Origin of the sequence: Microbacterium sp. Ld4 (genome assembly GCF_045066555.1) — a bacterium.
Lineage (GTDB): Bacteria > Actinomycetota > Actinomycetes > Actinomycetales > Microbacteriaceae > Microbacterium.
Genome location: NZ_JBISHE010000009.1, coordinates 221,034 through 244,697 on the forward strand (window position 1 = coordinate 221,034; position 23,664 = coordinate 244,697).

A 23,664-nucleotide genomic window follows, 5' to 3' on the forward strand; every position below is an offset into this window, starting at 1 on the left:
ACCGAAGATCGAGATTAGCACGTTCCGCGCGGCACGATAAATCGAGGCCGCTATCCCAGGTCCACGCCGAAAAGGAGCCCGAGTCCGTACGTCACGGCGGCGGCCCCGAACCCGATCGCGAGCTGACGAAGGCCGCGGCGCAGCGGCGGAGCTCCCGACAGGAGCCCGACGGTGGCTCCCGTCAGCAGGAGCGCCAACCCGACGAGGGTCAACGCGAGGACCACCGCCGAGACGCCCTGCATCCCGAAGATCCACGGCAGCACGGGGATGAGCGCCCCCGAGGCGAAGAAGCCGAAGCTGGAGGCGGCCGCGCCGAGAGCAGACCCGACCGACTCCAGGTCGGCGACAGGTTCGGCAGGGCCCCGATACGGGGTCGACGAGTCGCTGGCCTGCGCCGCGCGGATGACGCGACGTGCGCGGTCGAGGGCCGCCGACTCGTCGAGGCCCCGCGCGCGATAGACCAGGGCCAGCTCGTTCGCGTCGAGGTCGAGGTCGGGGAAGACATGATCGGTGTCGTTGTTCGGATGCGTCGCTTCGAGGAGCTCCCGCTGCGACCGCACGGAGACGAACTCCCCCGCCGCCATCGACAGGGCCCCGGCGAGGAGACCGGCGATCCCACTGAAGAGGACGAACTGCGGGGCCACCCCGGTGGCACCGATGCCCATCACGAGGGCGAGGTTGGAGACCAGCCCGTCATTGGCCCCGAAGACCGCGGCGCGAAAGGTCCCCGAGAGCCGGAGCCGTCCTCGGGCGGCGAGCCCGCGGACGACCTCGCCGTGGATCTTCTCATCGGCCCGCATGGCCGGCGTGGCGTGCGGTTCGTCGTCGTAAGGTGACCGGTTCTCGGCGTTCTGGGCGAGCGCGAGCACGAAGATCGAGCCGAACCGCCGCGCCATCATCGCGAGCAGGGTCGTGCCCACCGAGGGGCGCGGCAACCGCTCCGGCTCGCCGCCGAGGAGATCGAGCCAGTGGGCCTCGTGACGCCGTTCGGCCTCGGCGAGGGCCTCGAGGATCTCGCGCTCCTCTCCCGTCTTCCGGGAGGCGAGCTCGCGGTACACCCGCGCCTCTGCTCGTTCGTCGACGAGATAGCCCGCCCAGCGGCGGCGTTCTCGGGGCGTGGTCGGGCGCTCGGCCGGAGGGTGATGGACGCTCATGTCGCTTCGACGCTACCCACGCCGTGGGGTCGCTCTGGACCGAAGGCCGGAACTGTCAGCATTTCGGAGAACCGAACGAGGACCGGCCTCAGCGCTCAGCGCTCGGCGCTCGGCGCTCAGCGGTCAGCGCTCAGCGGATCATGAGTGCACGCGCCGGCGGAGCACGTCGATGCGTGCCTGCAGCTGCGCCACCGTCGCCCGCGCCACCTCCGGGCCGCCGCAGACGCGGCGAAGCTCGGCGTGGACCGAGCCGTGCGGTTCGCCGCTCTGCCGGGCGTAGAGGCCGACGAGGCTGTTGAGGAGCTGACGCTGCTCGCGGAGGGTGCGGTGCAGCGCGGGAGGCAGCGTCGCCGCATCTTCGGACGGCGTTCCGCTGGCCTTCTCCCCCGCCTCGCGGGCGTGGCGGTGGCGGGTCTGACGCGACTGGCGCTGCATCAGCAGCTCGTGGACGTGCTCGGGTTCGAGCAGGCCCGGGATCCCCAGGAACTCCTCCTCCTCGAGGCTTCCCGGCACGGCGAGCTCGCCGAACTCCTTGCCGTCGTAGAGGACGCGGTCGAAGTGGGCGACCGAGCCGAGCGCCTGGTAGCTGAACTCCTCCGTCAGCGCGTCGGACGCCTTGTCCTCCTGCTCCGCCTCCGCGAGCAGCGCGTCCTCCAGCCCGTCCTCATCCGAGCTCTCGCGGTCGAGGGCGTGGTCGCGTTCGCGCTCCATCTCGTTCGCCAGCGCGAGGAGCTGCGGCACGTTGGGAAGGAAGATGGATGCCGCTTCGCCGCGGCGCCGGGCGCGCACGAAGCGGCCGATGGCCTGGGCGAAGAACAGCGGCGTCGAGGCGCTCGTCGCGTAGACCCCGATGGCCAGACGCGGCACGTCGACGCCCTCCGACACCATGCGCACCGCAACCATCCAGCGGGAGGTCGACTGCGCGAACTTCTCGATGTTGCCTGACGCCGCCTTGTCATCCGAGAGGACGACGGTCGGCGATTCGCCGGTGATGTCGCGGAGGATCGCCGCGTAGGCGCGCGCAGCCGTCTGATCGGTCGCGATCACCAGGCCGCCCGCGTCGGGGACGTCCTGCCGCACCTCCGAGAGCCGCCGGTCGGCGGAGCCCAGCACCGCGGGGATCCAGTCGCCCTGTGGATCGAGCGCGGTCCGCCAGGCCTGCGAGTTGATGTCCTTCGTGTTGTCCTGACCGAGGTGCGCCTCGTACTCGTCGCCCGCCTTCGTGCGCCACCGCATCTGGCCGGCGTACACGTGGAAGAGCACCGGACGCACGACACCGTCCGCGAGCGCACGCCCGTAGCCGTAGTTGTAGTCGGTCCGGGAGATCCGGATGCCCTTGTCGTTCGGGTGATACTCCACGAACGGAATGGGCGCGGTGTCGCTGCGGAACGGCGTACCCGACAGGAGCAACCGGCGGGTAGCGCGTCCGTACGCCTCGCGGAGGGCATCGCCCCAGCTGAGGGCGTCGCCGCCGTGGTGGACCTCGTCGAGGATCACGAGCACGCGCGAGTCGAGGACGAGCCTCTCGTGCACGGATGCCTTGACCGCGACCTGCGCGTAGGTGACGGCGACGCCGTGGTAATGCCGCGCCGGGGCGTAGTGCTTGTTCGAGAAGCGGGGGTCGAGCCGGATGGAGACCCGCGCCGCGGCATCCGCCCACTGGGTCTTCAGATGCTCGGTGGGCGCGACGACCACGATGCGGTCGATGATGTTCCGGCGCAGCAGCTCGCTCGCCAGGCGGAGCGCGAAGGTTGTCTTTCCGGCGCCCGGCGTCGCGGCGGCGAGGAAGTCGCGCGGGCCGCCGCCGACGCCGTCGGGCCCCTCCATCTCGAAGTACTGCTCGAGTGCTTCGGCCTGCCACGCACGCAGGTTCTGGGCGGTTCCCCACGGGGCACGCTGCGGGAAGGCGGGCGAGAGATGCTCTGCGGCGAAGCTGCCGAAGTGCGTGTCCTGTTCCGCTGTCACGAGGGACAACGATAGATGTTCCTTCCGACAGGTAGCCTCGAAGCGGAGGACTGATGCGCAAGAACGAACCCGTCAACGACGAGAACCGGTCACCGTACGTCCCGAATCAGACCGTGCACCCCTGGCGTCGCATGGTCTCGCTGGGCGACTCGTTCACCGAGGGGATCGGCGACCCCGAGCCCGCACTCCCCGGCGGGCACCGCGGCTGGGCGGACCGCGTGGCAGAGGTTCTGTCGTCGCAGGTGAACGACTTCGCCTACGCCAACCTCGCGGTGCGCGGACGCCTGATCCGACAGATCGTGGAGACCCAGGTCGAGCCCGCGCTCGCCCTGAGGGCCGACCTCATCACCTTCTCGGCGGGCGGCAACGACGTGCTCCGTCCCGGCGGCGACCCCGACGCGGTCGCCGTGGTCTTCGAGGGCGCCGTCGAGCGCCTGGCCTCGCAGGGCGCGACCGTCGTGATCTTCACCGGCGTGGACACCGAGTTCACACCGGTCTTCCGCGGCCTTCGGGGGCGGATCGCGATCTACAACGAGAACATCCGCGCGATCGCCGACCGGTACGACTGCATCGTGGCCGATCAGTGGGCGCTCAAAGAGATCCAGGACATGCGGTTCTTCGACGACGACCGTCTCCACATGAACTCCCTCGGTCACCACGAGGTGGCCCGCATGGTGCTGCGCTCGCTCAACGTCTTGAACGACCTCCAGCCGATGCAGCCCGACCCCCTCCCGGGTATCACCTGGCGCTCGGCCCGCGCGAACGACCTCGTCTGGGCGAAGGACCACTTCGTCCCCTGGGTCCTCCGCCGCCTGCGCCACCAGTCCTCGGGCGATCTCATCACCGCGAAGCGGCCCGAAGCCATGCCCGTGTCGTACCGCACGCCCGACGACGCGCTCTGATCCGGTCGCGTCTCAGCGCAGGGCCCAGAGGGCGACGGCCGTCGCGGCCGCGACGTTGAGCGAGTCGACCCCGCGGGACATCGGGATCGTGACGATCGTGTCGGCGGCGGCGAGCGCCTGACGCGATAGGCCGTCCCCCTCCGACCCGACGACGACGCCGACGTGATCCGGGCGGGCGGATGCGAAGTCCTCGAGTGGGACGGCACCGTCGGTCAGGGCGAGAGCGGCGATGTGGATGCCGGCCTCGGCGAGCATCGGCTTCGCGTCGAGCCATCCCGGCATCCGCGTCCAGGGAACCTGGAAGACCGTGCCCATGCTCACCCGCACGCTCCGCCGGTAGAGCGGGTCGGCGCAGCGGGGCGTGACCAGCACGGCATCTGCGCCGAGCCCGGCGGCCGCGCGGAAGGCGGCCCCGACGTTGGTGTGATCGCCGATGTCGTCGAGGATCACCACGAGTCGGGCGCCGGCGATCAGCTCGGAGACGGCGGGCAGCGCGGGGCGGTGCATTGCGGCGAGAGCGCCTCGATGCACGGCGTAGCCCGTCAGCTGTTGGGTGACGACATCGCTGACGACGTAGATGGGCGCGTCTCCGGCGAGGGCCTCGGCGTCTGCCAGCCACTTCTCCTGGACGAGGATCGACCTCGGCCGATGCCCGGCGGCGATCGCGCGCTCGATGACCTTCGGGGACTCCGCGATGTACAGGCCGCCGGCCGGTTCGCTCACCCGTCGGAGTTCCAGATCGGTGAGATCGCGGAAGTCGGCTACGCGCGGATCGGTGGGATCGTCGATCCATTCGGTGGTCACGGTCCCATGCTGTCACGACCGCCGGAGACCTCCCGGACCGACCTTTCGGAGAAACCCGACGGCGTAGGCTCGGTGCAGCACGGGGAGTCACCGGGAGGTCGTATGAGCACGCTGGCGCAAGGGGATGCCGACGCGTCGGCGACCATCGAGCGCGCCGTCGAGGTGCTCGCCGGTCACCGGATCGCGGTCCTGACGGGTGCGGGGGTGTCGACCGACTCAGGCATCCCGGACTACCGCGGCCAGGGCGCCCCGGTCCGGACCCCGATGACGGCGCAGGAATTCCTCGCCGACGACGCCTCGCGGCGCCGTTACTGGGTGGGGAGCCACCTCGGCTGGCGGGCGTTCTCGGCGGCGAACCCGAACGCGGGGCACTATGCGCTCGCCGAGCTCGAGCGCTCGGGCGTGGCCTCAGGCGTCATCACGCAGAACGTCGACGGACTCCACCTCCGCGCCGGCAGCCGGCGCGTTGTCGAGCTCCACGGCACCATGCGGCGCGTGTCGTGCCTTCACTGCGGCCAGGTCTTCGACCGGCGCGACCTGGCCTTCCGCATCGAGGCGGACAACCCGTGGATCACCGTGCCCGAGAACGTCGAGCTCGGCCCCGACGGCGACGTCGCTCCGTCGGCGGGCGACGCCTTCGTCGTCCCCACGTGCTCGGTCTGCGACGGCACGCTGAAGCCCGAGGTCGTCTTCTTCGGCGAGTACATCCCGACCGACAAATTCCGCGAAGCCGAGCAGCTCGTCCAGTCGAGCTCCGCTCTGCTGATCGCCGGATCCTCGCTGGTCGTGAACTCCGGCATCCGCCTCCTCGAGCGTGCACGTCGCCGCCGGCTGCCCGTCGTGATCGTCAATCGCGGTGCGACGCGGGGCGATGGCCGGGCGACCGTCAAAGTCGACGCGGGCACATCCGAGGTGCTCGCCGCGCTCACCCGCGCCCTCACACCTGCCGGATGATCCGGGCGGCGCTCGACCGGGCGGCACCCGCTTAGGCTCGATGGGTGACCACTCTCACCCTCGTGCGCCACGGCGAGACCGACTGGAACCTGCACCGCAGGATCCAGGGCTCCACCGACATCCCCCTCAACGACACCGGTCGCGCTCAGGCTCGCGCGGCGGCGCTCGAGATCGCCGAACTCCCCCGAGACCACGACGTGCCCGTCTTCCTCGCCTCGAGCGATCTGTCGCGCGCGCGCGAGACGGCGGAGATCATCGGCGAGGTCCTGGGCATCGAGGGGCCGCGCACCTATCCCGCACTTCGCGAACGGGCCTACGGCGACGCCGAGGGCGTCACGGACACCGAGTTCCTGGACCGGTGGGGTCCATGGAACACCGCCGTGATCCCGAATGCCGAGGAGTGGGATGCCGTGACCGTGCGGGCGATCGACGGCATCCGGCGCCTGGTCGCCGATGCGCGCCGTGCGACGGCTCCACGTGCTCCGGAGATCATCGTCGTCGCGCACGGCGGACTCATCCGCGCGGTGCTCCGCCACGCCACCGCCGGCGCCTTCCCCGAGGACGGCGTCAAGCTCCGCAACGGCTCCCGGCACACCCTCCTCGTCGAGCGCGACCGCCTCCGGGTGATCGCCTCTGCCGTCGTGCCCGTCTGACTCCTCCGCTCAGGCCACCCCGAGCGCCCGCGCGATCACGAGCAGCTGCACCTCGGTGGTGCCCTCACCCACCTCGAGGATCTTCGAGTCGCGGAAGTGACGAGCCACGGGGTATTCGTTGATGAACCCGTTCCCGCCGAAGATCTGCGTCGCATCGCGGGCGTTGTCCATCGCGGCGTCGCTGGCGGTCAGCTTCGCGATCGCCGCCTCCGTCTTGAACGGTCGGCCGGCATCGCGCAGACGTGCCGCATGCAGCCAGGCGAGCCGTGCCACATGGACGCGCTGCTGCATCCGGGCGAGCATGAACTGGATGCTCTGCCGCGTGCCGAGTCGCTCCCCGAACACGATGCGGCTCTGCGCGTAGTCGACGGCCGCCTCGAGACATCCCTCGGCCGCGCCGGTCGCGAGCGCGGCGATCGCCACGCGCCCCTCGTCGAGGATGTGGAGGAAGTTGGCGAAGCCCCGGCCGCGCTCGCCGAGCAGAGCGGATGCCGGCACCCGGACGCCCTGGAAGGTGAGCGGGTGGGTGTCGCTGGCGTGCCAGCCCACCTTGTCGTACGCCGGCCCGACCGTGAACCCGGGGGTTCCCGACGGCACGATGATCGTCGACACCTCGCGCTTGCCGCTCGTCTCCCCCGTCACCGCGGTCACCGTGACGAAGCGCGTGATGTCGGTTCCCGAGTTGGTGATGAACTGCTTCGCCCCGTCGATCACCCACTCCTCACCCTCGAGCCTGGCCGTGGTCCGGGTGGCGCCGGCATCGGAGCCCGCCTCGGGCTCGGTGAGTCCGAATCCGGCGAGCGCGCGGCCGGCGAGGAGGTCGGGCAGGTACTCGGCGCGCTGCTCGGCCGTCCCGAAGCGGAAGACGGGCATGGCGCCCAGGCTGACGCCCGCTTCGAGCGTGATCGCCAGCGACTGGTCGACGCGCGCGATCGCCTCGATGGCGAGACCCAGAGCGACATAGTCGCCGCCCTGACCGCCCACGTCCTCCGGGAAGGGCAGCCCGAACAGCCCCATGTCGCCCATCTGGGCGACGACGTCGAGCGGCAGGGTCTTCGTGCGGTCGGCCTCGTAGGACACGGGGGCGATCACCTCGTCGGCGAACCCGCGCACCATGGCGGCCAGCTCCTGCTGCTCGTCGGTCAGATCGTACGAAGAGAGCTGCACATTCATGCGAGCACCATGGCCCTTCCGGGTTCGCGCAGCACGTCGGCCACGTCGGTGAGGAATCGCGCCGCTTCGGCGCCGTCGACCAGGCGGTGGTCGAACGAGAGGCTGAGGGTCAGGACGTCGCGGAGCGCGATGTCGCCCCGGTGCTCCCAGGGCTGCCTCCGCAATGCCCCGAGCCCGAGGATGGCCGCCTGCCCGGGAACGAGGATCGGGGTTCCCGCGTCGACGCCGAAGACGCCGAAGTTCGTGATCGAGAAGGTCCCGCCGGCGAGGTCCTCCGGGGTGGCCTTCGCTTCGCGGGCTGTGTCGGCGAGGGTGCGGATCGCGTCCGCGAGCTCCGGGAGCGTGAGCCGCTCGGCATCCTTCACCGAGGGCACGACGAGGCCGCGATCGGTGGCCGCGGCGATCCCGAGGTTGACGTAGCGGTACCGCACGATCTCCCCGGCGGCCTCGTCCCAGTGGGAGTTGAGGTCGGACGCGCGTCCTAGCGCGAGGCATACGGCCTTGGCGGCGAGCACCATGATCCCGATGCGGTGCGAGGCCAGGCGCCGATCGGCTCGAAGGCTCTCGACGAGTTCCACGGATGCCGTGACGTCGACGGTGAGGAAGGTCGAGGCGTGCGGCGCGGTGAAGGCCGAACGCACCATCGCCTCGGCCGTGTGCTTGCGCACCCCGCGGATCGGGATCCGCTCCTCGCGCTCACGGCTCGGCCCCGGCGCGGCGTGCGACGGGGACGGGGGCGCGGCGGTGCGCGAGGCGTAGGCCTCGACGTCGGCCCGGGTGATGACGCCGCCCACCCCTCCGGCGGCGACGAGGTCGAGATCGACGCCGAGGCGGGCGGCCAGCGCGCGGACGGGCGGAGTCGAGCGCGGCCGCTCGCTCGGCTCGCGCTCGGGGGCCTGCTCGGCGATGGCGTCATGAGGCGCGGCCTCCCGCACCGCCGTGTCGGCGACGGGCCCCGTGCCGCCGCTGCGGGCGCGGCGCTGCGGCCTCCCGGCCGATCGCGGCATCGCGCCGTAGCCGACGAGATTCGGCTCGCGCTTCTCGGGGGCGGCGTGCTCGGTCACCGGTTCGGCGGCGACCGGCTCACCGGCAACGTCGAAGGAGATGAGCACCTCGCCGACCGCGACGACATCGCCCGCCTCATGGCGCAGGGCGTGCACGGTTCCCGCGAAGGGCGACGGCAGCTCGACGATCGCCTTGGCCGTCTCGACGTCGGCGATCGGCTGGTTCAGGGCGACGACGTCGCCTGCGCCGACGTGCCACTGCACGATCTCCGCCTCGCGGAGGCCCTCCCCCAGGTCGGGGAGCCGGAAGTCGGTGCTCATGCGGTCACCTCCGACAGGCTGTGCGGACGCCCGAGGACCCGGTCGACGGCGTCGAGGATCCGGTCGAGATCAGGCAGGTGGTACTGCTCGAGCTTCGCGGGCGGGTACGGGATGTCGTGCCCGGTCACGCGGACAGGCGGGGCTTCGAGATAGGTGAAGCACCTCTCGGTGATGCTGGCGACGATCTCTGCCGCCACCCCCGCCTCGCGGGACGCCTCGTGGGTGACGACGACGCGCCCTGTGCGGCGGACCGATGCCGCCACGGTGGCGTAGTCGATCGGGGAGATCGATCGGAGGTCGATCACCTCGAGGGAGACGCCTTCGTCCTCGGCGGCGAGGGCCGCATCGAGCGCGGCGGTGACCTGCGCGCCGTAGGTGACCACCGTGACGTCGGTGCCCGCCCGGACGACGCGGGCGAGGCCGAGCGGTGCGGCGTCGGCCACATCACCGTCGAGGTCCACCTCGCCCTTGGCGTGGTAGAGCCGTTTCGGCTCGAGGAAGATCACCGGATCGTCCGACGCGATCGCCTGCCTGAGCATCGTGTAGGCGTCTTGGGGGTTCGACACCGCGACGACCCGGAGCCCTGCGGTGTGCACGAAGTACGCCTCCGGAGACTCCGAGTGGTGCTCGGCGGCTCCGACGCCGCCCGCCCACGGGATCCGGATGGTCAGCGGCATCTTCACGCGGCCCCGGGTGCGGTAGTGCAGCTTTGCGACCTGGCTGACGATCTGGTCGAAGGCCGGGTAGACGAACCCGTCGAACTGGATCTCGACGACCGGCCGGAAACCGCGGAATGCCAGCCCCACCGCGGTGCCGACGATGCCGGACTCGGCGAGCGGCGTGTCGATGACCCGGCGCGGACCGAACTCGTCGAGAAGACCATCGGTGATGCGGAACACGCCGCCGAGGGCGCCGATGTCCTCGCCCATGATGAGGACGCGCTCGTCGTCGGTCATCGCACGACGGATGCCGGCGGTCAGCGCCTTGCCGAGGGTGAGCGTCGTCATGAGCGGTCCTCCGCCGGTGCGAAGCCGCTGAGGTAGGCCGCCGTCGCCGCGCGCTCCTCCTCGACGCCGATGTGCGGTTCCGCGTAGACGTGGTCGAACATCGAGAGGGGTGCGGGCGGGGCGGCGTCCACGACGGCCGCGCGCATCGCGGCGGTGAACCTGTCGGCATCCGCGCGCACGCCGTCGAGGAACGCGTCATCGAACGCGCCGCCGCGCCGCAGATAGGTCTCCACGCGGGTGAGCGGGTCTCGCGCCCGCCAGTACTCGACCTCGGCGGCATCCCGGTACCGTGTCGGGTCATCCGACGTCGTGTGGGGGCCGACCCGGTAGGTCACCGCTTCGAGGAAGGCCGGCCCCCGACCGCTCCGAGCGTGATCGGCGGCCCAGCGCATCGCCGCGACGCAGGCGAGGACGTCGTTGCCGTCGACCCGCATGCTGGGGATGCCGAACCCGGGCGCCCGACCCGCGATCGGGTACCGCGACTGCACCGTGACGGGCTCCGAGATCGCCCACTGGTTGTTCGAGCAGACGAACACCACCGGGCTCGAGTACGAAGAGGCGAAGATCATGGCCTCGTTCACATCGCCCTGGCTGCTCGCGCCGTCGCCGAAGTAGGCCGCCGCGATCTGGTCGCCGCCGTCGCGCTGGATGCCCATCGCGTAACCGACGGCGTGGAGGCTCTGGGCGCCGATGATGATCTGCGGGTTGGCGACGTGCACGGCATACGGGTCGTACGTCGAGTGCTGGGCGCCGTGCCACACCATGACGAAGTCGGCCGGCGTCACGCCGCGCACGAGCTCGATGCCGATCTCGCGATAGCTCGGGAAGAGGAAGTCGTCGTCGTGGCAGGCCCAGGCGGTACCGATCTGAACGGCTTCCTGCCCCTGTGCGGGCGCCCAGAGGCCGAGATGCCCCTGGCGCTGCAGGGCGACGCCCTCGGCGTCGAGTCGCCGCGTGAGCGCCATGTCGCGGTAGAGCTGGCGGAGCATCGCCGCATCGACGTCGGCGACCCAGGGGTCGAGCCGCTCGTCGGCGACCCGGTTCCCGTCGTGATCGAGCAGCCGGGCGACATCGTCCGTATCGGTCGACCGCGAGGCGGCGGAGGTGAGGGTGTCGGTCATCATCGTCCTCTCTGGTCACGGCCGCACGTCTTGTGGACAGGCGACCGGCGCAGAACACCGGCATCGTCGCCGGATGCGGCCGACACTATGCCGACATCGCACCTCGCTCAAGCATTCAGACACCAAGTGAGCAGGATGCCCAAGTGCCCCGGGTGTGTCCTGCTAGGGTTTCGCACTATGAGCGCCCTGGACCACGTCGATCTCGAGCTCCTCAACGCCCTGGCGGAGGATCACCGCGCCACGGTCGTCGCGCTCGCCGATCGCCTCGGCCTGTCGCGGAACACCGTCCAGGCCCGGATGGCCAAGCTCGACCGGTCGGGCGTCTTCTTGTCCTTCGAGCGCGCCATGTCGCCCGCCGCCCTCGGGTACACGATCGACGCGATCCTCCAGGTGCAGGTTCGTCAGGCCGACCTGCCCCGCATCACGACCGAGCTCGAGCTGATCCCCGAGGTCGTGCAATGTCACGGGCTGAGCGGACCGATCGACCTGCTCGTGCGCGTCGCCGCGCTCGACACGCAGCACCTCTTCGACGTCGACGCCCGCATCCTCGCGATCGACGGGGTCGAGCGCACCGAGACGTCCCTCGCCATGGGCGAGGTCATCGGATACCGGGTCCGACCTCTCTTGGCAGAGGCTCGGCGGGCCCGCTGACCACCGGCGCCGCCCTGCCGTCGAGCCGAACCAGGACGACACCGGCGAGAATGAGCGCGCCGCCCGCGAACTGGATCGGCGCCGGCGCCTCGGCGAGGAGGATCCAGGCGAACATGAGGGCGAAGAGGACTTCCGACAGGCCCACGAACGAGGCGAGCCGCGAGCCGATCATCGGCACGGCGATCACGCCGAGCGAATAGCCCGCCGCCGTGCAGACGCCGATCACGAGGAGCGGCAGCAGCCCGTCGATCGCTATTGCTCCCGCGCCGGTGACGAGAGGCGCCTCGAACGGCAGGAAGCCGATGAGAGACATGACGCCGATCGCCGCGGCCCCGACGAGCAGTCCGCCCGCGGCCAGGGCGAGGGGCGGCAGGTCGGGCCCGGTGCGCTCGCTCATCACGAAGTAGACGCAGACGCAGATCGCCGCAGCGAGGGCGAACGCCGTGCCGAGCGCGTCGAAGCGGGCGCCCGCGATGTCGACCACCAGCACGAGTCCGACGATGGCGACCACCGATCCGGCGAGCACCGCCCGCGACGGCGCCACGCGGGTCCGCAGCCAGACGAAGCCGACGAGCAGGACCGGTGCCAGGTACTGGATCAGCAGGGCGACCGCGACCGGCATCCGCTGCATCGCGGAGAAGTAGAACAGCTGGCATCCCGCGACCGGGATGAGCCCGAAGGCGACGATCGAGAGCCAGTGCCGCCGCACGAACCCGGGGTGACGCCGGAGGGTCGTCACGAGAGCGGGCGACAGCACGAGGCCGGCGATCGACATGCGCAGGATCAGCACGGCGGCGAGCGACCAGCCGGTGTCGAACAGCGGCTTGGCGATCGGTCCGCTGACGGAGAAGGTCAGCGCACTGACGACCGCGAGGACGAGTCCCCGCACCCGGAACGGCGGTTGCGTGTGCTCTGCCGGAGCCGGCGGGCGGGGGGTGACGACCGAGCGGGTCATGGGAAGTCCTTGCCAGAGTGAGTGTCAGGAGCCAATGGCGTTTACACTCGTGACAGTAGCCCGTCCCTCAGTCAGGAGTCAACTACATGTTCATTCGTGACACCGAGCTGTCCCTCCGTGCCGCCACGGCACTGGTCAACTCGCTGCCCGAGACGGCTCCCGAAGGGGTCGATGCCCTCGCCTCCCTGGATGATCTGGCGGCGTTCCTCGCCGAGTTCCCCTACACCGGCGTCGTCCGCGGCGACGAGGTGGAGCTGTCGGAGCTCCGAGGAGTACGCGCCCGTCTCCGCGAGCTCTGGACCGGCGACCGCGTCGCCGCCGTCCCCATCGTCAACGCGATGCTCCGCGAAGGCGGCGCCCTTCCGCAGCTGGTCATCCACGACGACTACGACTGGCACATCCACGCGACAGACGACAGCGCGCCCCTTGCCACCCGCATCGTGGTGGAGGTCGCGATGGCCTTCGTCGACGTCATCCGATCGGACAGCTTCGACCGGGTCCGGGTGTGCGCTGCCGACGACTGCACGGCGGTCTACATCGACTACTCCAAGAACGGCTCGAAGCGCTATTGCGACACCGGCAACTGCGGCAATCGCATGAACGTCAACGCGTACCGGCGCCGGAAGGCCGAAGAAAGCGAGTGACCGCGGATGCCGCCTCGCGCGGCGTCTCGTAGTGGATCAGGTGACCGACATCGGGGATGACGACCAAGTCGGCATCGTCGAACATGCGCTGCAGCTCGTCCTGGGCGGCCAGCGGCGTGATGTCGTCGCGCTCCGCGGCGATCAGCAGGGTCGGCTGCGAGATCGTTCGGGCGGCGGCGCGGACATCGTTGGACACCGACGTCACGAACGCCTCGTGCAACGTGTCGCGGTCGGCGAACCGCGAGAAGTAGGTGTCGTGCTGGTCGTGGATGAACGCCCGGAGCGCACGATCCTTCGTCTTCGCCATCGCGATGCTCGTCGCCCGGACGATGAGCCGATTGCGGAGGATCGCCGCTCCGAGGAAGCCCGGGAGGGTCGCCCCGGCCCAGTAGTAGAAGATCGCGAGGCGCGTCAGGATGCCGCGGGGCCCCTCGAGAGCGGGCGCGCCGATCGGGTTGATCAGGATGAGCTTCGGCGTCTCGAGCCCCCGCGCCACCGCGGCGGAGGCCACGATCGATCCGAAGGAGTGACCGAGGATGACCGCGCCCGGGGCGACCTGCTCCGCGAACGCGGTGAGCCACGAGGCGTACCCGTCGAGGTCGTGCGCCCGATCGGCGAACGGCGACGTCTCCCCGAACCCGGGGAGATCAGGCGACACGACGCGGATGCCGTCGAGGAAGGCGACGATGGGCTCGAGCCCGTGGTGCTCACCGCGGAACCCGTGCACGGCGATGATCGTGATGTCGGCGTCAGCTCGGCCGTAGACCCAGTAGGCCGTCCGCGTGCCCGCGACCTCGATCTCGTGCCGCCCGACCGGGATCGCGGCGAGACGGTCGGCGTAGGGATGCGGTGCGCTCACCCGACGAGTCTACGAGCGCGGCGCGTCCTCGACCGGATGTCTGCGGTCGCCGCTACCGTCGAGACGTGGTGACCTGGCAGCCGACCCCGCTCTGGGACGACGGAGCGTGGGATGACGACGCGGCCGACGTGACGCCAGCGGTGATCAGCTCGCCGGAGCCGGCATCCTCTTTCCCGCACGACCCCCACGTTCCGGTGGGAACCGGGCCGATCGGCGTCTTCGACCTCGAGACGACGGGGATCGATGTGCGGCAGGACCGGATCGTCACGGCGCACGTGGGTCTTCTCGACCCGGCGGGCCTCGTTCTGTCGGCTCGCAGCTGGATCGCCGACCCCGGCGTCGACATCCCCCAGGGCGCGACGTCCGTGCACGGGATCACCACGGAGCACGCCCGTATGCACGGCAGGCCCGCGGGCGAGGTCATCGCCGAGGTGACCGGGGCCCTGCGCGAGCTGCTCGACCGCGGCATCCCCGTCGTCGCCTACAACGCCCCCTTCGACTTCTCCATGCTCAAGTACGAGGGCCTCCGGCACGGCGTCGCGCACATCGCCTCCCCGTCGCCGGTGATCGACCCCCTGGTCATCGACAAGACCTACGACCGGTACCGTCGCGGCAAACGCACGCTCGAGGTCGTCGCAGCGCATTATGCCGTGACGCTGGAGGGTGCGCACGACGCCGCCGCCGACGCCGTCGCCGCCGGCCGCGTCGCGCAGGCGATCGCGGCGCGGTTCGGCCTGCAGGTCACGCCGAGCGACCTGCACGACCAGCAGATCTCCTGGGCGCGCGCGCAAGCCGAGAGCCTCACGGAATACTTCGTGAAGATCGGCCGCCTCGACCCCGAGGATGCGCTCGACAGCAGCTGGCCGATCAGATGACCGCGGGCGGACCGGTCATTGGGCCGCGAGGCATCCGCCGTCCTGGAACGACGAAAGCCCCGCCGAAGCGGGGCTTTCGAGGAGCGGCTTACTTGCTGCCGAAGTTCTTGAAGCGCTGGTTGAACTTCTCGACGCGGCCGGCCGAGTCCATGATGCGCTGCTTGCCCGTGTAGAACGGGTGCGAAGCGGACGAGATTTCGACGTCGATGACCGGGTAGGTCTCGCCGTCCAGCTCGATCGTCTTGTCGCTCGAGACCGTCGAACGGGTCAGGAAGGTCTCGCCGGAGCCCAGGTCGCGGAAAACAACGGCCTTGTACTCGGGGTGGATGTCAGTCTTCATTGGGTTCCTCACGAAATGCCCTGGATTTTGCCAGGGGCGGGTGAAAGTCTGCGGCGCGATCGCACCAACGAGAGATTCTATCAGGATGCCGCGCGTGCGGCGAACCGGCCGTCCACCGACGTCAGTGCGATGGGCAGGCCGAAGGCGGCCGTCAGGTTCTCCTCGGTGAGAGTGTCCGCGAGCGGCCCCTGCGCGACGACGCCGCCCTCGCGGAGCAGGAGCACGTGGGTGAACCCGACCGGGATCTCCTCGACGTGATGCGTGACCATGATCATCGCCGGAGTGGTCTCCTCGCGCGCATAGCCGCCCAGCAGAGTGAGCAGCTCCTCGCGGGCGCCCAGGTCGAGGCTCGCCGTCGGCTCGTCGAGGAGCAGCAGCTCGGGGTCGGTCATGACCGCGCGGGCGATCTGCACCCGCTTCTGCTCACCGTCGGACAGGGTGCCGAACGTGCGATCGGCGAGATCGGCGAGACCCCACTCCCCCAGCACGCGACGCGCACGGCGCTCGTCGATGGGCTCGTAGTCCTCGCGCCAGCGGCCGGTCACGGAGTAGGCGGCCGTCAGGACGACGTCGATGACGGCCTCGTCCTGGGGCACCCGTTTGGCCATCGCGGACGACGCGAAGCCGATCCGGGGACGCAGGTCGAACACGTCCGTCCGGCCGAGCCGCTCATCCAGGACGGTCACCGCGCCCGAGGTCGGGTGGATGAGCGTGGCAGCGAGCTGCAGGATCGTCGTCTTGCCGGCGCCGTTGGGCCCGAGGACGGCCCACCGCTGGTCGGCGTCGACCGTCCAGTCGATCCCGTCGACGATGTTTCGGGCGTTGCGGCGGACGACGACGTCGGCGAGTTCGAGGACCTGAGGCATGGCCCCCAGCCTATCGGCCGGTGGCGGCCACCTCGCGGTACAGCGCCGCCGTGGCGTCGGCGATCGCCTCCCAGCTGAACGCGGTCGCCGCCCGTTCGCGCCCGGCTGCGCCATAGGCGCGCGCACGCTCCGGGTCGGAGGTGACCTCGGTGAGGGTCGCGGCGAGGTCGGCCACGAAGCGCTCGGGGTCCACCGGCGTGCCGGTGCCGTCGTCGGACTGCTCGATCGGGACGAGTCGCCCCGTCACGCCGTCGACGACGACCTCCGGGATGCCACCGGTCGCCGTGCCCACGACCGCCGCGCCGCAGGCCATCGCCTCGAGATTGACGATGCCGAGGGGCTCGTAGACGGAGGGGCAGACGAAAGTGGTCGCCGAGGTGAGGATGGCGCACAGGTCGGGCCGCGGAAGGAAGTCCTCGATCCAGACGACTCCCTGTCGCGTCTTCTGGAGCTCCCGGACGAGCTCCTGCACCTCGGCCATGATCTCGGGGGTGTCCGGCGCGCCCGCGCAGAGGACGACCTGCACGTCGGCGGGGAGTCGTTCGGCGGCCCGCAGGAAGTACGGGAGCCCCTTCTGGCGGGTGATGCGGCCGACGAACACCACCGAGGGCTTCGCGGGGTCGATGCCGAACCGCTCGAGCACCGCAGGGTCCTCGCGCGGAGCCCACGCGTCGACGTCGATCCCGTTGTAGATGACCCGCACCTTCTCTGGGTCGAGCGCGGGGTAGCTGCGGAGGATGTCGCGCCGCATGCCGTCACTCACCGCCACGATCGCGGCGGCGTTCTCGTACGCCGTCTTCTCGACATAGCTCGACACGGCATAGCCGCCGCCGAGCTGCTCGGCCTTCCACGGCCGGAGGGGCTCCAGCGAGTGGGCCGTCACGATGTGCGGGATGCCGTGCAGCAGCGACGCGAGGAAGCCGGCGAAGTTCGCGTACCAGGTGTGACTGTGCACGACATCGGCGCCGGCGATGTCTCCGACGATCTCGAGGTCGGTGCCGAGTGTCTGGAGCGCGGCGTTGGCAGCTCCGAGCTCGGCGGGAACGCGGTACGAGGTGGTCCCCGGCTCGTCACGGCCCTCGCCGAAGGCTCTGACCTGCACCTCGAGACGGGTGCGGAGCGCCCGGACCAGTTCGGTGACATGGACCCCCGCACCGCCGTAGACCTCGGGCGGATACTCCTTGGAGACGATGTCGACACGCATGGCACGAACGCTAGTACACGCGCAACACCGAGCCATAGTCCTGGCCCCGTCGTCCTCCGGCCGCATAGTGTGGGCACATGCCAGCATCGCCCAAGGTCCTCGGGATCGTTCTCGCCGGTGGCGAGGGCAAGCGCCTCATGCCCCTCACGCAGGATCGAGCCAAGCCCGCAGTGCCGTTCGGGGGTCAGTACCGACTCATCGACTTCGCCATCTCGAACCTCATCAATTCGGAACTGCGTCAGATCGTCGTCCTCACCCAGTACAAATCCCACAGCCTCGACCGCCATGTCTCCCAGACCTGGCGCATGTCGGCACTGCTCGGGGCCTACGTGACGTCCGTCCCCGCACAGCAGCGGCTCGGCAAGCGGTGGTTCTCGGGCTCGGCCGACGCGATCCTGCAGTCGCTGAACCTCATCCACGACGAGAAGCCCGACATCGTCGCCGTGATCGGTGCCGATCACGTCTACCGCATGGACTTCCAGCAGATGATCGACGCGCACATCGCCTCCGGGGCGCGTGCGTCGGTCGCCGGCATCCGTCAGCCCATCGGGCTGGCCGACCAGTTCGGCGTGATCGATGTCGATCCCACCGACGGGATCACGATCCGGGACTTCCTCGAGAAGCCGCAGAACCCGACCGGTCTGGTCGACAGCCCGGGCGAGGTCCTCGCGTCGATGGGTAACTACGTCTTCGACACCGACGCGCTCATCGAGGCCGTCGAAGCCGACGGTGAGCTGCCGACGTCGAACCACGACATGGGCGGCGACATCATCCCCTACTTCGTGAACCGCGGCGAGGCCGCCGTCTACGACTTCAAGCGCAACGACGTGCCCGGCTCGACCGATCGCGACCGGGACTACTGGCGCGACGTCGGAACGATCGACTCGTTCTTCGACGCCCACATGGACCTGATCTCGGCGCTGCCGATCTTCAACCTGTACAACACCGACTGGCCGATCCGCTCGCAGTCGGTGAACTCGCCGCCGGCCAAGTTCGTGCGCGACGGGGTCGGACGCATCGGCAACGCCATCGACTCGATCGTCTCGCTCGGATGTGTCCTGTCGGGCACGCACCTCGAGCGGAGCGTCCTCGGCCCGTGGACGCTGTCCGGAGGCGGATCGACCATCACCGACTCGGTGCTCTTCGACTACGTCAGCGTGGGCGCTGGGGCGCGGGTGCACCGGGCGATCCTCGACAAGAACGTCGTCCTCGAGCCCGGCGCGACGGTCGGCGTCGACCGCGAACTCGACCTGTCCCGGGGATTCACCGTGACCGACAGCGGGCTGACCGTGGTCGGGAAGAACGTCCGCATCCGGGCCTGACACGCACTGGGCGGGTCCCCTGCCCACCGCACCGACGGTGGACAGGGGGTCCGATCAGGAGCTCGGGACGAGAACCCGGTCGATGGTGTGGATCACGCCGTTCGACGCCGGGATGTTGAGGCCGCGAAGCACCAGCTTCGGGTTCTTCAGCGACGAGGTCTCATCCTTCAAGACGACGCCCCGGGGCTTGACCACTCCCCCGTTCGCCATCTCCAGCGACCTCGACAGCACCACCTTGATGGGTGAGAGCTTCTTGCCCGCGACGACGTGGTAGAGCAGGATGTCGCTGATCTCATCGGTCGTGAACGTCGAGGTGATGGCGGTGAGAGCCGCACTCTCCGAGGCCGGCGCGGTGCCGGTCAGGTCGGTCACGAGGCGGATGAACGCGCGGTCGTTCGGCGCGAAGACCGTGAAGGTCCCCTCCGGGTCACCGAGGGTGTCGTCCAGCCCGGTCGCGATGACCGCCTGGACGAGCAGGTCGTAGTCCGCTCCATTGGCGTCGGGCGTGCCCCCGCCGGACGCGGCGACGGCGACGTCGACGATCGTTCCGACAGGCTTCGGCGCCTGGTGCGCTGATGCCGGTGACGCGGTGAAGGCCAGGGCCCCCGTGACGACGGCGGCGACAGCGATTCCGAGCTTCTTGTTCATGGTGTTCGCTCCTTGGATGAGAACGGCTGCGCCCGGCGGATGTGACGGGCGCTGAAGATGTCTTCCGGTCGACGGGCCCCGGTGGATGCAGCTCCGGCCGATCCGTGCAGCCGGTGAGCGTGGCCCCCGGGTGTCAGCCGCTAGCGTGGAGGACGTGCCTGACGCCCGCTTCCTCGTCGTCTTCGACGCCGATTCCACCCTCCTCCGCAATGAGGTCATCGAACTGATCGCCGATGAGGCGGGCCGAGGAGCCGAGGTGGCCGCGGCGACCGAGGCTGCCATGCGGGGAGAGGTCGACTTCGCCGCCAGTCTGCGCTCGCGCGTCGCCGAGCTCGCCGGTGTCCCGGTGGACGCCTTCGACCGGGTGCGCTCGCGCGTGGAGCCGACGCCGGGGGCGAGCGAGCTCATCGCGGCGATCCACCGCCGCGGCGGGATCGCCGCCGTCGTCTCCGGGGGCTTCCACGAGATTCTCGACACGATCGCACCGGGCCTCGGCGTCGACCTGTGGCGCGCCAACCGGCTCGCGTCCTCCGGCGGATCCCTGACCGGGTTCGTGGACGGTGACATTGTGGATGCCGAGGCGAAAGCGGCCTCGCTGGTTGAGTGGGCCGGCGCGCACGGCATCCCCCTCCCTCGGACCATCGCCATCGGCGACGGAGCCAATGACCTGCGGATGATGGCCGCGGCCGGACTCGGGATCGCGTTCAACGCGAAGCCCGCCGTCCGGCGGCGTGCCGACCTCGTCGTGGGACCGGTCGATCTCGCCGAGATCATCCCGCTGCTCCCCTGACCACGCGGTAGCCGGTGTCGCCGCCCGCGCGTACGCTCGCGCCATGGACATCATCCTCATCCCCGGGCTCTGGCTCGATGCACGCTCGTGGGACGACGTCGTGCCGGCCCTGCAGTCGGCGGGCCATCGCGTCCGCGCCCTGACGCTTCCGGGCGTCGGCGAGGCGGCATCCGCGTCGGGCGACATCGGAATCTCCGACTGGGTCGACGCGGTGGTCGCAGAGGTCGATGCGCATGAAGGCCCCGTCGTGCTCGTCGGGCACAGCGGCGGCGGCAATGTCGCCTGGGGCGCGGCCGAAGCCCGGGCAGATCGGGTCGCGCACGTCATCTTCGTCGACACGACTCCGCCGCCGCCCGGCGCTGACATCTCGGAGTTCCCGGTGGTCGACGGGGTCGTGCCTTTCCCGGGGTGGGACTTCTTCGACGCCGACGACACCGCCGATCTCGACGCCGCCACGCGGGCGCGCACGGCGTCGCTCGCCCGGTCGGTGCCCGCACGCGTGCCGAGTAGCCCGCTCCCGCTCGCGGGCGTCCGGCGTCACGCCGTCCCGGTGACGCTCCTCATGGGAGGCGTCGACGACCCGGGGTTCCGCGGGATGGTGTCGGCCTGGGGCGACTTCGCCGCGGAGTTCTCAGCGATCGCGTCGGCGCGCATCGTGAAGCTCGGAACCGGTCACTGGCCGCAGTTCTCCCAGCCCGGGCGCCTCGCGGACGCGATCGTGGCCGCCCTGCCCTGACCCCGGGCGCGGACGGCAGCGGGGGCGTCCGCGGATCGCGCGGTCAGTGCCCCATCCCGAGACCGCCGTCGACGGGCACCACGGCGCCCGAGATGTAGGCGGCGTCGTCCGAAGCGAGCCAGGCCACGACCGCGGCCACCTCCTCGGCCGAGCCGAAACGACCGGCGGGGATGTTCTTCTTGTACTCCACCTGGGTGTCGGCCGGCAGCGCGGCGGTCATGTCGGTCTCGATGAAGCCGGGGGCGACGACGTTGGCGGTGATCGCGCGCGATCCGAGCTCTCGGGTCAGGGAGCGCGCGAAACCCACGAGCGCGCTTTTCGACGAGGAGTAGTTGATCTGTCCGGCGGAGCCGTACAGACCCACCACGGAGGAGATGAGGATGACCCGACCCCACTTCGCGCGCAGCATCCCTTTCGCCGCGCGCTTGACGACGCGGAACGCGCCGCCGAGGTTGGTCGCGACGACGGAGTCGAAGTCGTCTTCGGTCATGCGCAGGAGCAGCGTGTCCTTGGTGACGCCCGCGTTGGCGACGACGATCGCGACCGGCCCGAGCTTCTGCTCGACCTCGCTGTAGGCCGCGTCGAGCGCAGCAGCATCGGTGACATCCGCCCGCACCGTGAGGGTCCCCTCGGGCCCTTCGCCCGATCGCGCCGTCACGGCGACACGGTAGCCGTCGGCGACGAATCTCTCGGCGATGGCTCGCCCGATTCCCCGGTTTCCTCCGGTGACGAGCACGACGCGTTCGGTGGACATGAAGCTCCTTCATCGGGGTGCACGGAACCGCCTCAGCCTATCTCCGCAACCGCCGGGCGGCGGGCGCAGGCGGGTACTCTGGAAGCACACCCGCGAGAAGGAGACGTCAGTGAGCGACGCGACGAACACCACCGGGGGGCAGCAGGCTCAGCCCGCCTCCCCGATCATGCCGCCCGCGGCGCCGCCGCAGTACTCCGGACCCGCGTATCCCGCGCCGGGCTACGCGACTCAGGGCTATGGCGGCGGCTACGGCTACGCCCCCGCACGCCCGACGAACGCGCTGGCGATCATCTCGCTCGTCGCCGGTATCGCCGGACTGTCGCTTCTCCCCTTCCTCGGGTCGATCGTGGCCGTGATCACCGGTCACATGTCGCTCCGGGCGATCCAGACCTCCCAGGAGGGAGGCCGGGGAATGGCCCTCGCAGGCACGATCATCGGCTGGATCAGCCTCGCTTTCTACGTGCTCGGGACTGTCGCCGTCATCGCCTGGTTCCTCTTCATCGCCGGGACCGTCGCGTCCACCACCACCATCGGGAGCTGATACCCCACGTCTCGTCGCATGAAGACCCCTCCGCCGCAGTCCGCGACATCGATCGCCACCGCGCCGGAAGACGACGCCCGGGCGCGCACCCGCAAGTACTTCATCATGATGACCATCCGCGTCGTCTGCTTCGTGCTCATGGTGACGGTCACGCCCTACGGCTGGTACACATGGGTCTTCGCAGCCGGCGCGGCCGTGCTCCCCTACCTCGCGATGGTCGCGGGCAACGTGAGCTCTGCCCCTGCCGCCGCGGTCGCCGAGAAGCCGATGCGGGAGATCGACGCCCCCTCCACGGAACCCGCCGCCGCCCCTGTGGTGGGCGACGGCGTCTTCCGCATCCAGGAGACTCCCCCGCGCGAGGCGCCGTGACCGACGCGCAGTGCTCCCGTGCCGGATGCCGTGACCTTGCCGCCTGGCAGGTGATCTGGCGCAATCCCCGCATCCATGCCGCCGACCGCCAGAAGGTGTGGGCGGCATGCGATGCCCACGTGGAGTTCCTGCGCGACTACCTCGCCACCCGTTCGTTCCCCGTACGGGTGGCCCGATTCGACGGAGCAGACGCGGTATGAGAGGCAGGACCGCGCTCCGATGGAGCGGATACGTGGCCGTCGCGGTGATCTTCGCGATCGCCTGCGTGATGCTCTCGAACTGGCAGTTCGCCCGAGGGGCCGAACGAGACGCCGAACTGGCGATCGTCGCGGCGAACTATGAGCAGGATGCCGTCGCCCTCGACGCCCTGATCCCGGTCGGCTCCGCCTTCGACGCCGATGACGAATGGCGCCCGGTCGCGATGACGGGTGAGTACGTCGCGGAGGACACCCTCCTGGTCCGCAACCGCCCCCGCGGCGGGACGAGCGCTTTCGAGGTTCTCGTGCCGTTCCGCACCGACGACGGCCGCATCGTCATCGTCGACCGCGGCTGGGTGCCGCCGGGCAAGGACCGACCCGAACCCGACGTCGTTCCCGCGCCGCCCTCGGGCGAGGTCACGGTGACAGGACGCCTGCAGCCGGGTGAGATGCGGGCGCGCAACGGACGCTCGGCCCCGGACGGCCAGGTGGCGACGATCGATCTGCCGCTCATCTCCGACACGATCGGCGGGGGCGGGGCCACGGTCACCGATGCCTACGTGCTGATGAGCGAGGAGGACCCGGCCGCCGCAGAGCGCCCCAATGCCCTCGAGGCCCCGTCCGAGGACCCCGGTCCGCACCTGTCCTACGCGATCCAGTGGATCCTGTTCGCCGTGATGGGGTTCGCCTTCATCTGGTACATGATCGCCACCGAGCGCAAGCACCGCCGCGAGGATGCCGAAGTCGAAGCCGGCCTCCGGGAGCGCGCGCCGAAGGTGGCCCGCCGCGACCGCGACATGCAGGCCGAGGACGAACTGCTCGACACGCATTGACGTCAGCCGGGGAACGCCGCGC

27 protein-coding genes are annotated in these 23,664 nt (G+C 70.3%); 13 read left to right on the forward strand and 14 right to left on the reverse strand.

The features are described 5' to 3' along the window. Positions 1-50 precede the first annotated feature (50 nt). Entirely contained in the window at positions 51-1,154 is a 1,104-nt protein-coding gene (locus ACJJV7_RS05115) for a VIT1/CCC1 family protein (protein ID WP_405372757.1), read from the reverse strand. 138 nt (positions 1,155-1,292) lie between these two features. After that, a complete protein-coding gene (locus ACJJV7_RS05120) occupies positions 1,293-3,119 on the reverse strand; it encodes a DEAD/DEAH box helicase (protein WP_405372756.1) in 1,827 nt (608 codons plus the stop codon). A gap of 53 nt (positions 3,120-3,172) precedes the next feature. Between ACJJV7_RS05120 and ACJJV7_RS05125 the strand changes: the two genes are divergently transcribed. Next, the gene (locus ACJJV7_RS05125) at positions 3,173-4,021 is read left to right on the forward strand and encodes an SGNH/GDSL hydrolase family protein (protein ID WP_405372755.1); all 849 of its coding nucleotides are present in this window, start codon (positions 3,173-3,175) and stop codon (positions 4,019-4,021) included. A gap of 12 nt (positions 4,022-4,033) precedes the next feature. Here ACJJV7_RS05125 and ACJJV7_RS05130 read toward each other — a convergent pair whose 3' ends face one another. Continuing rightward, a complete protein-coding gene (locus ACJJV7_RS05130; RefSeq protein ID WP_405372754.1) occupies positions 4,034-4,825 on the reverse strand; it encodes a TrmH family RNA methyltransferase in 792 nt (263 codons plus the stop codon). Positions 4,826-4,927: 102 nt separating this feature from the next. On the opposite strand from ACJJV7_RS05130, the gene ACJJV7_RS05135 reads away from it, so the two are divergent. Beyond that, positions 4,928-5,779 (forward strand): Sir2 family NAD-dependent protein deacetylase, encoded by an 852-nt coding sequence (locus tag ACJJV7_RS05135; RefSeq protein WP_405372753.1) that lies wholly within the window; start codon positions 4,928-4,930, stop codon positions 5,777-5,779. 44 nt (positions 5,780-5,823) lie between these two features. Beyond that, the gene (locus tag ACJJV7_RS05140; RefSeq protein WP_405372752.1) at positions 5,824-6,432 is read left to right on the forward strand and encodes a histidine phosphatase family protein; all 609 of its coding nucleotides are present in this window, start codon (positions 5,824-5,826) and stop codon (positions 6,430-6,432) included. Between the two features lie 9 nt (positions 6,433-6,441). Here ACJJV7_RS05140 and ACJJV7_RS05145 read toward each other — a convergent pair whose 3' ends face one another. From ACJJV7_RS05145 to pdhA, 4 genes are read right to left on the reverse strand one after another with little or no spacing between them, the layout of a single operon-like run. Next, positions 6,442-7,605 (reverse strand): acyl-CoA dehydrogenase family protein, encoded by a 1,164-nt coding sequence (locus tag ACJJV7_RS05145; protein WP_405372751.1) that lies wholly within the window; start codon positions 7,603-7,605, stop codon positions 6,442-6,444. After that, a complete protein-coding gene (locus ACJJV7_RS05150) occupies positions 7,602-8,930 on the reverse strand; it encodes a dihydrolipoamide acetyltransferase family protein (RefSeq protein ID WP_405372750.1) in 1,329 nt (442 codons plus the stop codon). Before ACJJV7_RS05150 ends, ACJJV7_RS05145 begins: the two co-directional genes overlap by 4 nt. Continuing rightward, positions 8,927-9,937, reverse strand: coding sequence for an alpha-ketoacid dehydrogenase subunit beta (locus ACJJV7_RS05155; protein WP_405372749.1), 1,011 nt, complete (start codon positions 9,935-9,937; stop codon positions 8,927-8,929). The genes ACJJV7_RS05150 and ACJJV7_RS05155 overlap by 4 nt, the downstream gene beginning before the upstream one ends. Then, positions 9,934-11,058: a pyruvate dehydrogenase (acetyl-transferring) E1 component subunit alpha gene (gene pdhA, locus ACJJV7_RS05160; protein WP_405372748.1), complete on the reverse strand. Its 1,125-nt coding sequence runs from the start codon at positions 11,056-11,058 to the stop codon at positions 9,934-9,936. Before pdhA ends, ACJJV7_RS05155 begins: the two co-directional genes overlap by 4 nt. A gap of 177 nt (positions 11,059-11,235) precedes the next feature. Here pdhA and ACJJV7_RS05165 point away from each other — a divergent pair, with 177 nt between their 5' ends. Beyond that, complete coding sequence (locus tag ACJJV7_RS05165) at positions 11,236-11,709, forward strand: Lrp/AsnC family transcriptional regulator (protein WP_405372747.1); 474 nt, start codon at positions 11,236-11,238, stop codon at positions 11,707-11,709. Here ACJJV7_RS05165 and ACJJV7_RS05170 read toward each other — a convergent pair. Continuing rightward, the gene (locus ACJJV7_RS05170) at positions 11,657-12,664 is read right to left on the reverse strand and encodes an EamA family transporter (protein WP_405372746.1); all 1,008 of its coding nucleotides are present in this window, start codon (positions 12,662-12,664) and stop codon (positions 11,657-11,659) included. The genes ACJJV7_RS05165 and ACJJV7_RS05170 overlap by 53 nt on opposite strands. An 86-nt stretch (positions 12,665-12,750) precedes the next feature. On the opposite strand from ACJJV7_RS05170, the gene ACJJV7_RS05175 reads away from it, so the two are divergent. Further along, the gene (locus ACJJV7_RS05175) at positions 12,751-13,308 is read left to right on the forward strand and encodes a CGNR zinc finger domain-containing protein (protein WP_405372745.1); all 558 of its coding nucleotides are present in this window, start codon (positions 12,751-12,753) and stop codon (positions 13,306-13,308) included. Here the strand turns inward: ACJJV7_RS05175 and ACJJV7_RS05180 are convergent. After that, on the reverse strand, positions 13,268-14,167 hold the full coding sequence (locus ACJJV7_RS05180) for an alpha/beta fold hydrolase (RefSeq protein WP_405372744.1): 900 nt from the start codon (positions 14,165-14,167) through the stop codon (positions 13,268-13,270). The genes ACJJV7_RS05175 and ACJJV7_RS05180 overlap by 41 nt on opposite strands. A gap of 65 nt (positions 14,168-14,232) precedes the next feature. Between ACJJV7_RS05180 and ACJJV7_RS05185 the strand changes: the two genes are divergently transcribed. Next, positions 14,233-15,042 (forward strand): exonuclease domain-containing protein, encoded by an 810-nt coding sequence (locus tag ACJJV7_RS05185; protein ID WP_405372743.1) that lies wholly within the window; start codon positions 14,233-14,235, stop codon positions 15,040-15,042. Positions 15,043-15,130: 88 nt separating this feature from the next. Here the strand turns inward: ACJJV7_RS05185 and ACJJV7_RS05190 are convergent, their stop codons facing one another. From ACJJV7_RS05190 to glgA, 3 genes are all read right to left on the reverse strand, one after another. After that, the gene (locus ACJJV7_RS05190) at positions 15,131-15,382 is read right to left on the reverse strand and encodes a type B 50S ribosomal protein L31 (RefSeq protein WP_405372742.1); all 252 of its coding nucleotides are present in this window, start codon (positions 15,380-15,382) and stop codon (positions 15,131-15,133) included. 80 nt (positions 15,383-15,462) lie between these two features. Continuing rightward, entirely contained in the window at positions 15,463-16,248 is a 786-nt protein-coding gene (locus ACJJV7_RS05195; RefSeq protein WP_405372741.1) for an ABC transporter ATP-binding protein, read from the reverse strand. Positions 16,249-16,258: 10 nt separating this feature from the next. After that, positions 16,259-17,452, reverse strand: coding sequence for a glycogen synthase (gene glgA, locus ACJJV7_RS05200; RefSeq protein WP_405372740.1), 1,194 nt, complete (start codon positions 17,450-17,452; stop codon positions 16,259-16,261). A 77-nt stretch (positions 17,453-17,529) separates the two neighbouring features. Here glgA and ACJJV7_RS05205 point away from each other — a divergent pair, with 77 nt between their 5' ends. Next, the gene (locus ACJJV7_RS05205; protein WP_405372739.1) at positions 17,530-18,774 is read left to right on the forward strand and encodes a glucose-1-phosphate adenylyltransferase; all 1,245 of its coding nucleotides are present in this window, start codon (positions 17,530-17,532) and stop codon (positions 18,772-18,774) included. Positions 18,775-18,828: 54 nt separating this feature from the next. Here the strand turns inward: ACJJV7_RS05205 and ACJJV7_RS05210 are convergent, their stop codons facing one another. Continuing rightward, positions 18,829-19,422, reverse strand: a complete 594-nt coding sequence (locus ACJJV7_RS05210; RefSeq protein ID WP_405372738.1) for a fasciclin domain-containing protein — start codon at positions 19,420-19,422, stop codon at positions 18,829-18,831. Between the two features lie 154 nt (positions 19,423-19,576). Between ACJJV7_RS05210 and serB the strand changes: the two genes are divergently transcribed. Then, positions 19,577-20,212, forward strand: a complete 636-nt coding sequence (serB, locus tag ACJJV7_RS05215) for a phosphoserine phosphatase SerB (protein ID WP_405372737.1) — start codon at positions 19,577-19,579, stop codon at positions 20,210-20,212. A 43-nt stretch (positions 20,213-20,255) separates the two neighbouring features. Further along, positions 20,256-20,948 (forward strand): alpha/beta fold hydrolase, encoded by a 693-nt coding sequence (locus ACJJV7_RS05220; protein ID WP_405372736.1) that lies wholly within the window; start codon positions 20,256-20,258, stop codon positions 20,946-20,948. Between the two features lie 43 nt (positions 20,949-20,991). On the opposite strand, the gene fabG is transcribed toward ACJJV7_RS05220, so the two are convergent. Next, complete coding sequence (gene fabG, locus ACJJV7_RS05225) at positions 20,992-21,702, reverse strand: 3-oxoacyl-ACP reductase FabG (RefSeq protein ID WP_405372735.1); 711 nt, start codon at positions 21,700-21,702, stop codon at positions 20,992-20,994. A 109-nt stretch (positions 21,703-21,811) separates the two neighbouring features. On the opposite strand from fabG, the gene ACJJV7_RS05230 reads away from it, so the two are divergent. From ACJJV7_RS05230 to ACJJV7_RS05245, 4 genes are read left to right on the forward strand one after another with little or no spacing between them, the layout of a single operon-like run. After that, the gene (locus ACJJV7_RS05230; RefSeq protein WP_405372734.1) at positions 21,812-22,243 is read left to right on the forward strand and encodes a DUF4190 domain-containing protein; all 432 of its coding nucleotides are present in this window, start codon (positions 21,812-21,814) and stop codon (positions 22,241-22,243) included. Between the two features lie 18 nt (positions 22,244-22,261). Further along, on the forward strand, positions 22,262-22,612 hold the full coding sequence (locus ACJJV7_RS05235; RefSeq protein ID WP_405372733.1) for a DUF3099 domain-containing protein: 351 nt from the start codon (positions 22,262-22,264) through the stop codon (positions 22,610-22,612). After that, positions 22,609-22,812, forward strand: coding sequence for a hypothetical protein (locus tag ACJJV7_RS05240; protein WP_405372732.1), 204 nt, complete (start codon positions 22,609-22,611; stop codon positions 22,810-22,812). The genes ACJJV7_RS05235 and ACJJV7_RS05240 overlap by 4 nt, the downstream gene beginning before the upstream one ends. Then, positions 22,809-23,642: an SURF1 family protein gene (locus ACJJV7_RS05245; protein ID WP_405372731.1), complete on the forward strand. Its 834-nt coding sequence runs from the start codon at positions 22,809-22,811 to the stop codon at positions 23,640-23,642. Before ACJJV7_RS05240 ends, ACJJV7_RS05245 begins: the two co-directional genes overlap by 4 nt. Positions 23,643-23,664 lie beyond the last annotated feature (22 nt).

What these genes read in the sequence shown, in the direction of transcription:
- ACJJV7_RS05115 (WP_405372757.1), bottom strand. Translation starts at nt 1,154, where the DNA reads ATGAGCGTCCATCACCCTCCGGCCGAGCGCCCGACCACGCCCCGAGAA.
- ACJJV7_RS05125 (WP_405372755.1), top strand. Translation starts at nt 3,173, where the DNA reads ATGCGCAAGAACGAACCCGTCAACGACGAGAACCGGTCACCGTACGTC.
- ACJJV7_RS05135 (WP_405372753.1), top strand. Translation starts at nt 4,928, where the DNA reads ATGAGCACGCTGGCGCAAGGGGATGCCGACGCGTCGGCGACCATCGAG.
- ACJJV7_RS05145 (WP_405372751.1), bottom strand. Translation starts at nt 7,605, where the DNA reads ATGAATGTGCAGCTCTCTTCGTACGATCTGACCGACGAGCAGCAGGAG.
- ACJJV7_RS05150 (WP_405372750.1), bottom strand. Translation starts at nt 8,930, where the DNA reads ATGAGCACCGACTTCCGGCTCCCCGACCTGGGGGAGGGCCTCCGCGAG.
- ACJJV7_RS05155 (WP_405372749.1), bottom strand. Translation starts at nt 9,937, where the DNA reads ATGACGACGCTCACCCTCGGCAAGGCGCTGACCGCCGGCATCCGTCGT.
- pdhA (WP_405372748.1), bottom strand. Translation starts at nt 11,058, where the DNA reads ATGACCGACACCCTCACCTCCGCCGCCTCGCGGTCGACCGATACGGAC.
- ACJJV7_RS05165 (WP_405372747.1), top strand. Translation starts at nt 11,236, where the DNA reads ATGAGCGCCCTGGACCACGTCGATCTCGAGCTCCTCAACGCCCTGGCG.
- ACJJV7_RS05170 (WP_405372746.1), bottom strand. Translation starts at nt 12,664, where the DNA reads ATGACCCGCTCGGTCGTCACCCCCCGCCCGCCGGCTCCGGCAGAGCAC.
- ACJJV7_RS05175 (WP_405372745.1), top strand. Translation starts at nt 12,751, where the DNA reads ATGTTCATTCGTGACACCGAGCTGTCCCTCCGTGCCGCCACGGCACTG.
- ACJJV7_RS05190 (WP_405372742.1), bottom strand. Translation starts at nt 15,382, where the DNA reads ATGAAGACTGACATCCACCCCGAGTACAAGGCCGTTGTTTTCCGCGAC.
- ACJJV7_RS05195 (WP_405372741.1), bottom strand. Translation starts at nt 16,248, where the DNA reads ATGCCTCAGGTCCTCGAACTCGCCGACGTCGTCGTCCGCCGCAACGCC.
- glgA (WP_405372740.1), bottom strand. Translation starts at nt 17,452, where the DNA reads ATGCGTGTCGACATCGTCTCCAAGGAGTATCCGCCCGAGGTCTACGGC.
- ACJJV7_RS05205 (WP_405372739.1), top strand. Translation starts at nt 17,530, where the DNA reads ATGCCAGCATCGCCCAAGGTCCTCGGGATCGTTCTCGCCGGTGGCGAG.
- ACJJV7_RS05210 (WP_405372738.1), bottom strand. Translation starts at nt 19,422, where the DNA reads ATGAACAAGAAGCTCGGAATCGCTGTCGCCGCCGTCGTCACGGGGGCC.
- ACJJV7_RS05220 (WP_405372736.1), top strand. Translation starts at nt 20,256, where the DNA reads ATGGACATCATCCTCATCCCCGGGCTCTGGCTCGATGCACGCTCGTGG.
- fabG (WP_405372735.1), bottom strand. Translation starts at nt 21,702, where the DNA reads ATGTCCACCGAACGCGTCGTGCTCGTCACCGGAGGAAACCGGGGAATC.
- ACJJV7_RS05235 (WP_405372733.1), top strand. Translation starts at nt 22,262, where the DNA reads ATGAAGACCCCTCCGCCGCAGTCCGCGACATCGATCGCCACCGCGCCG.
- ACJJV7_RS05245 (WP_405372731.1), top strand. Translation starts at nt 22,809, where the DNA reads ATGAGAGGCAGGACCGCGCTCCGATGGAGCGGATACGTGGCCGTCGCG.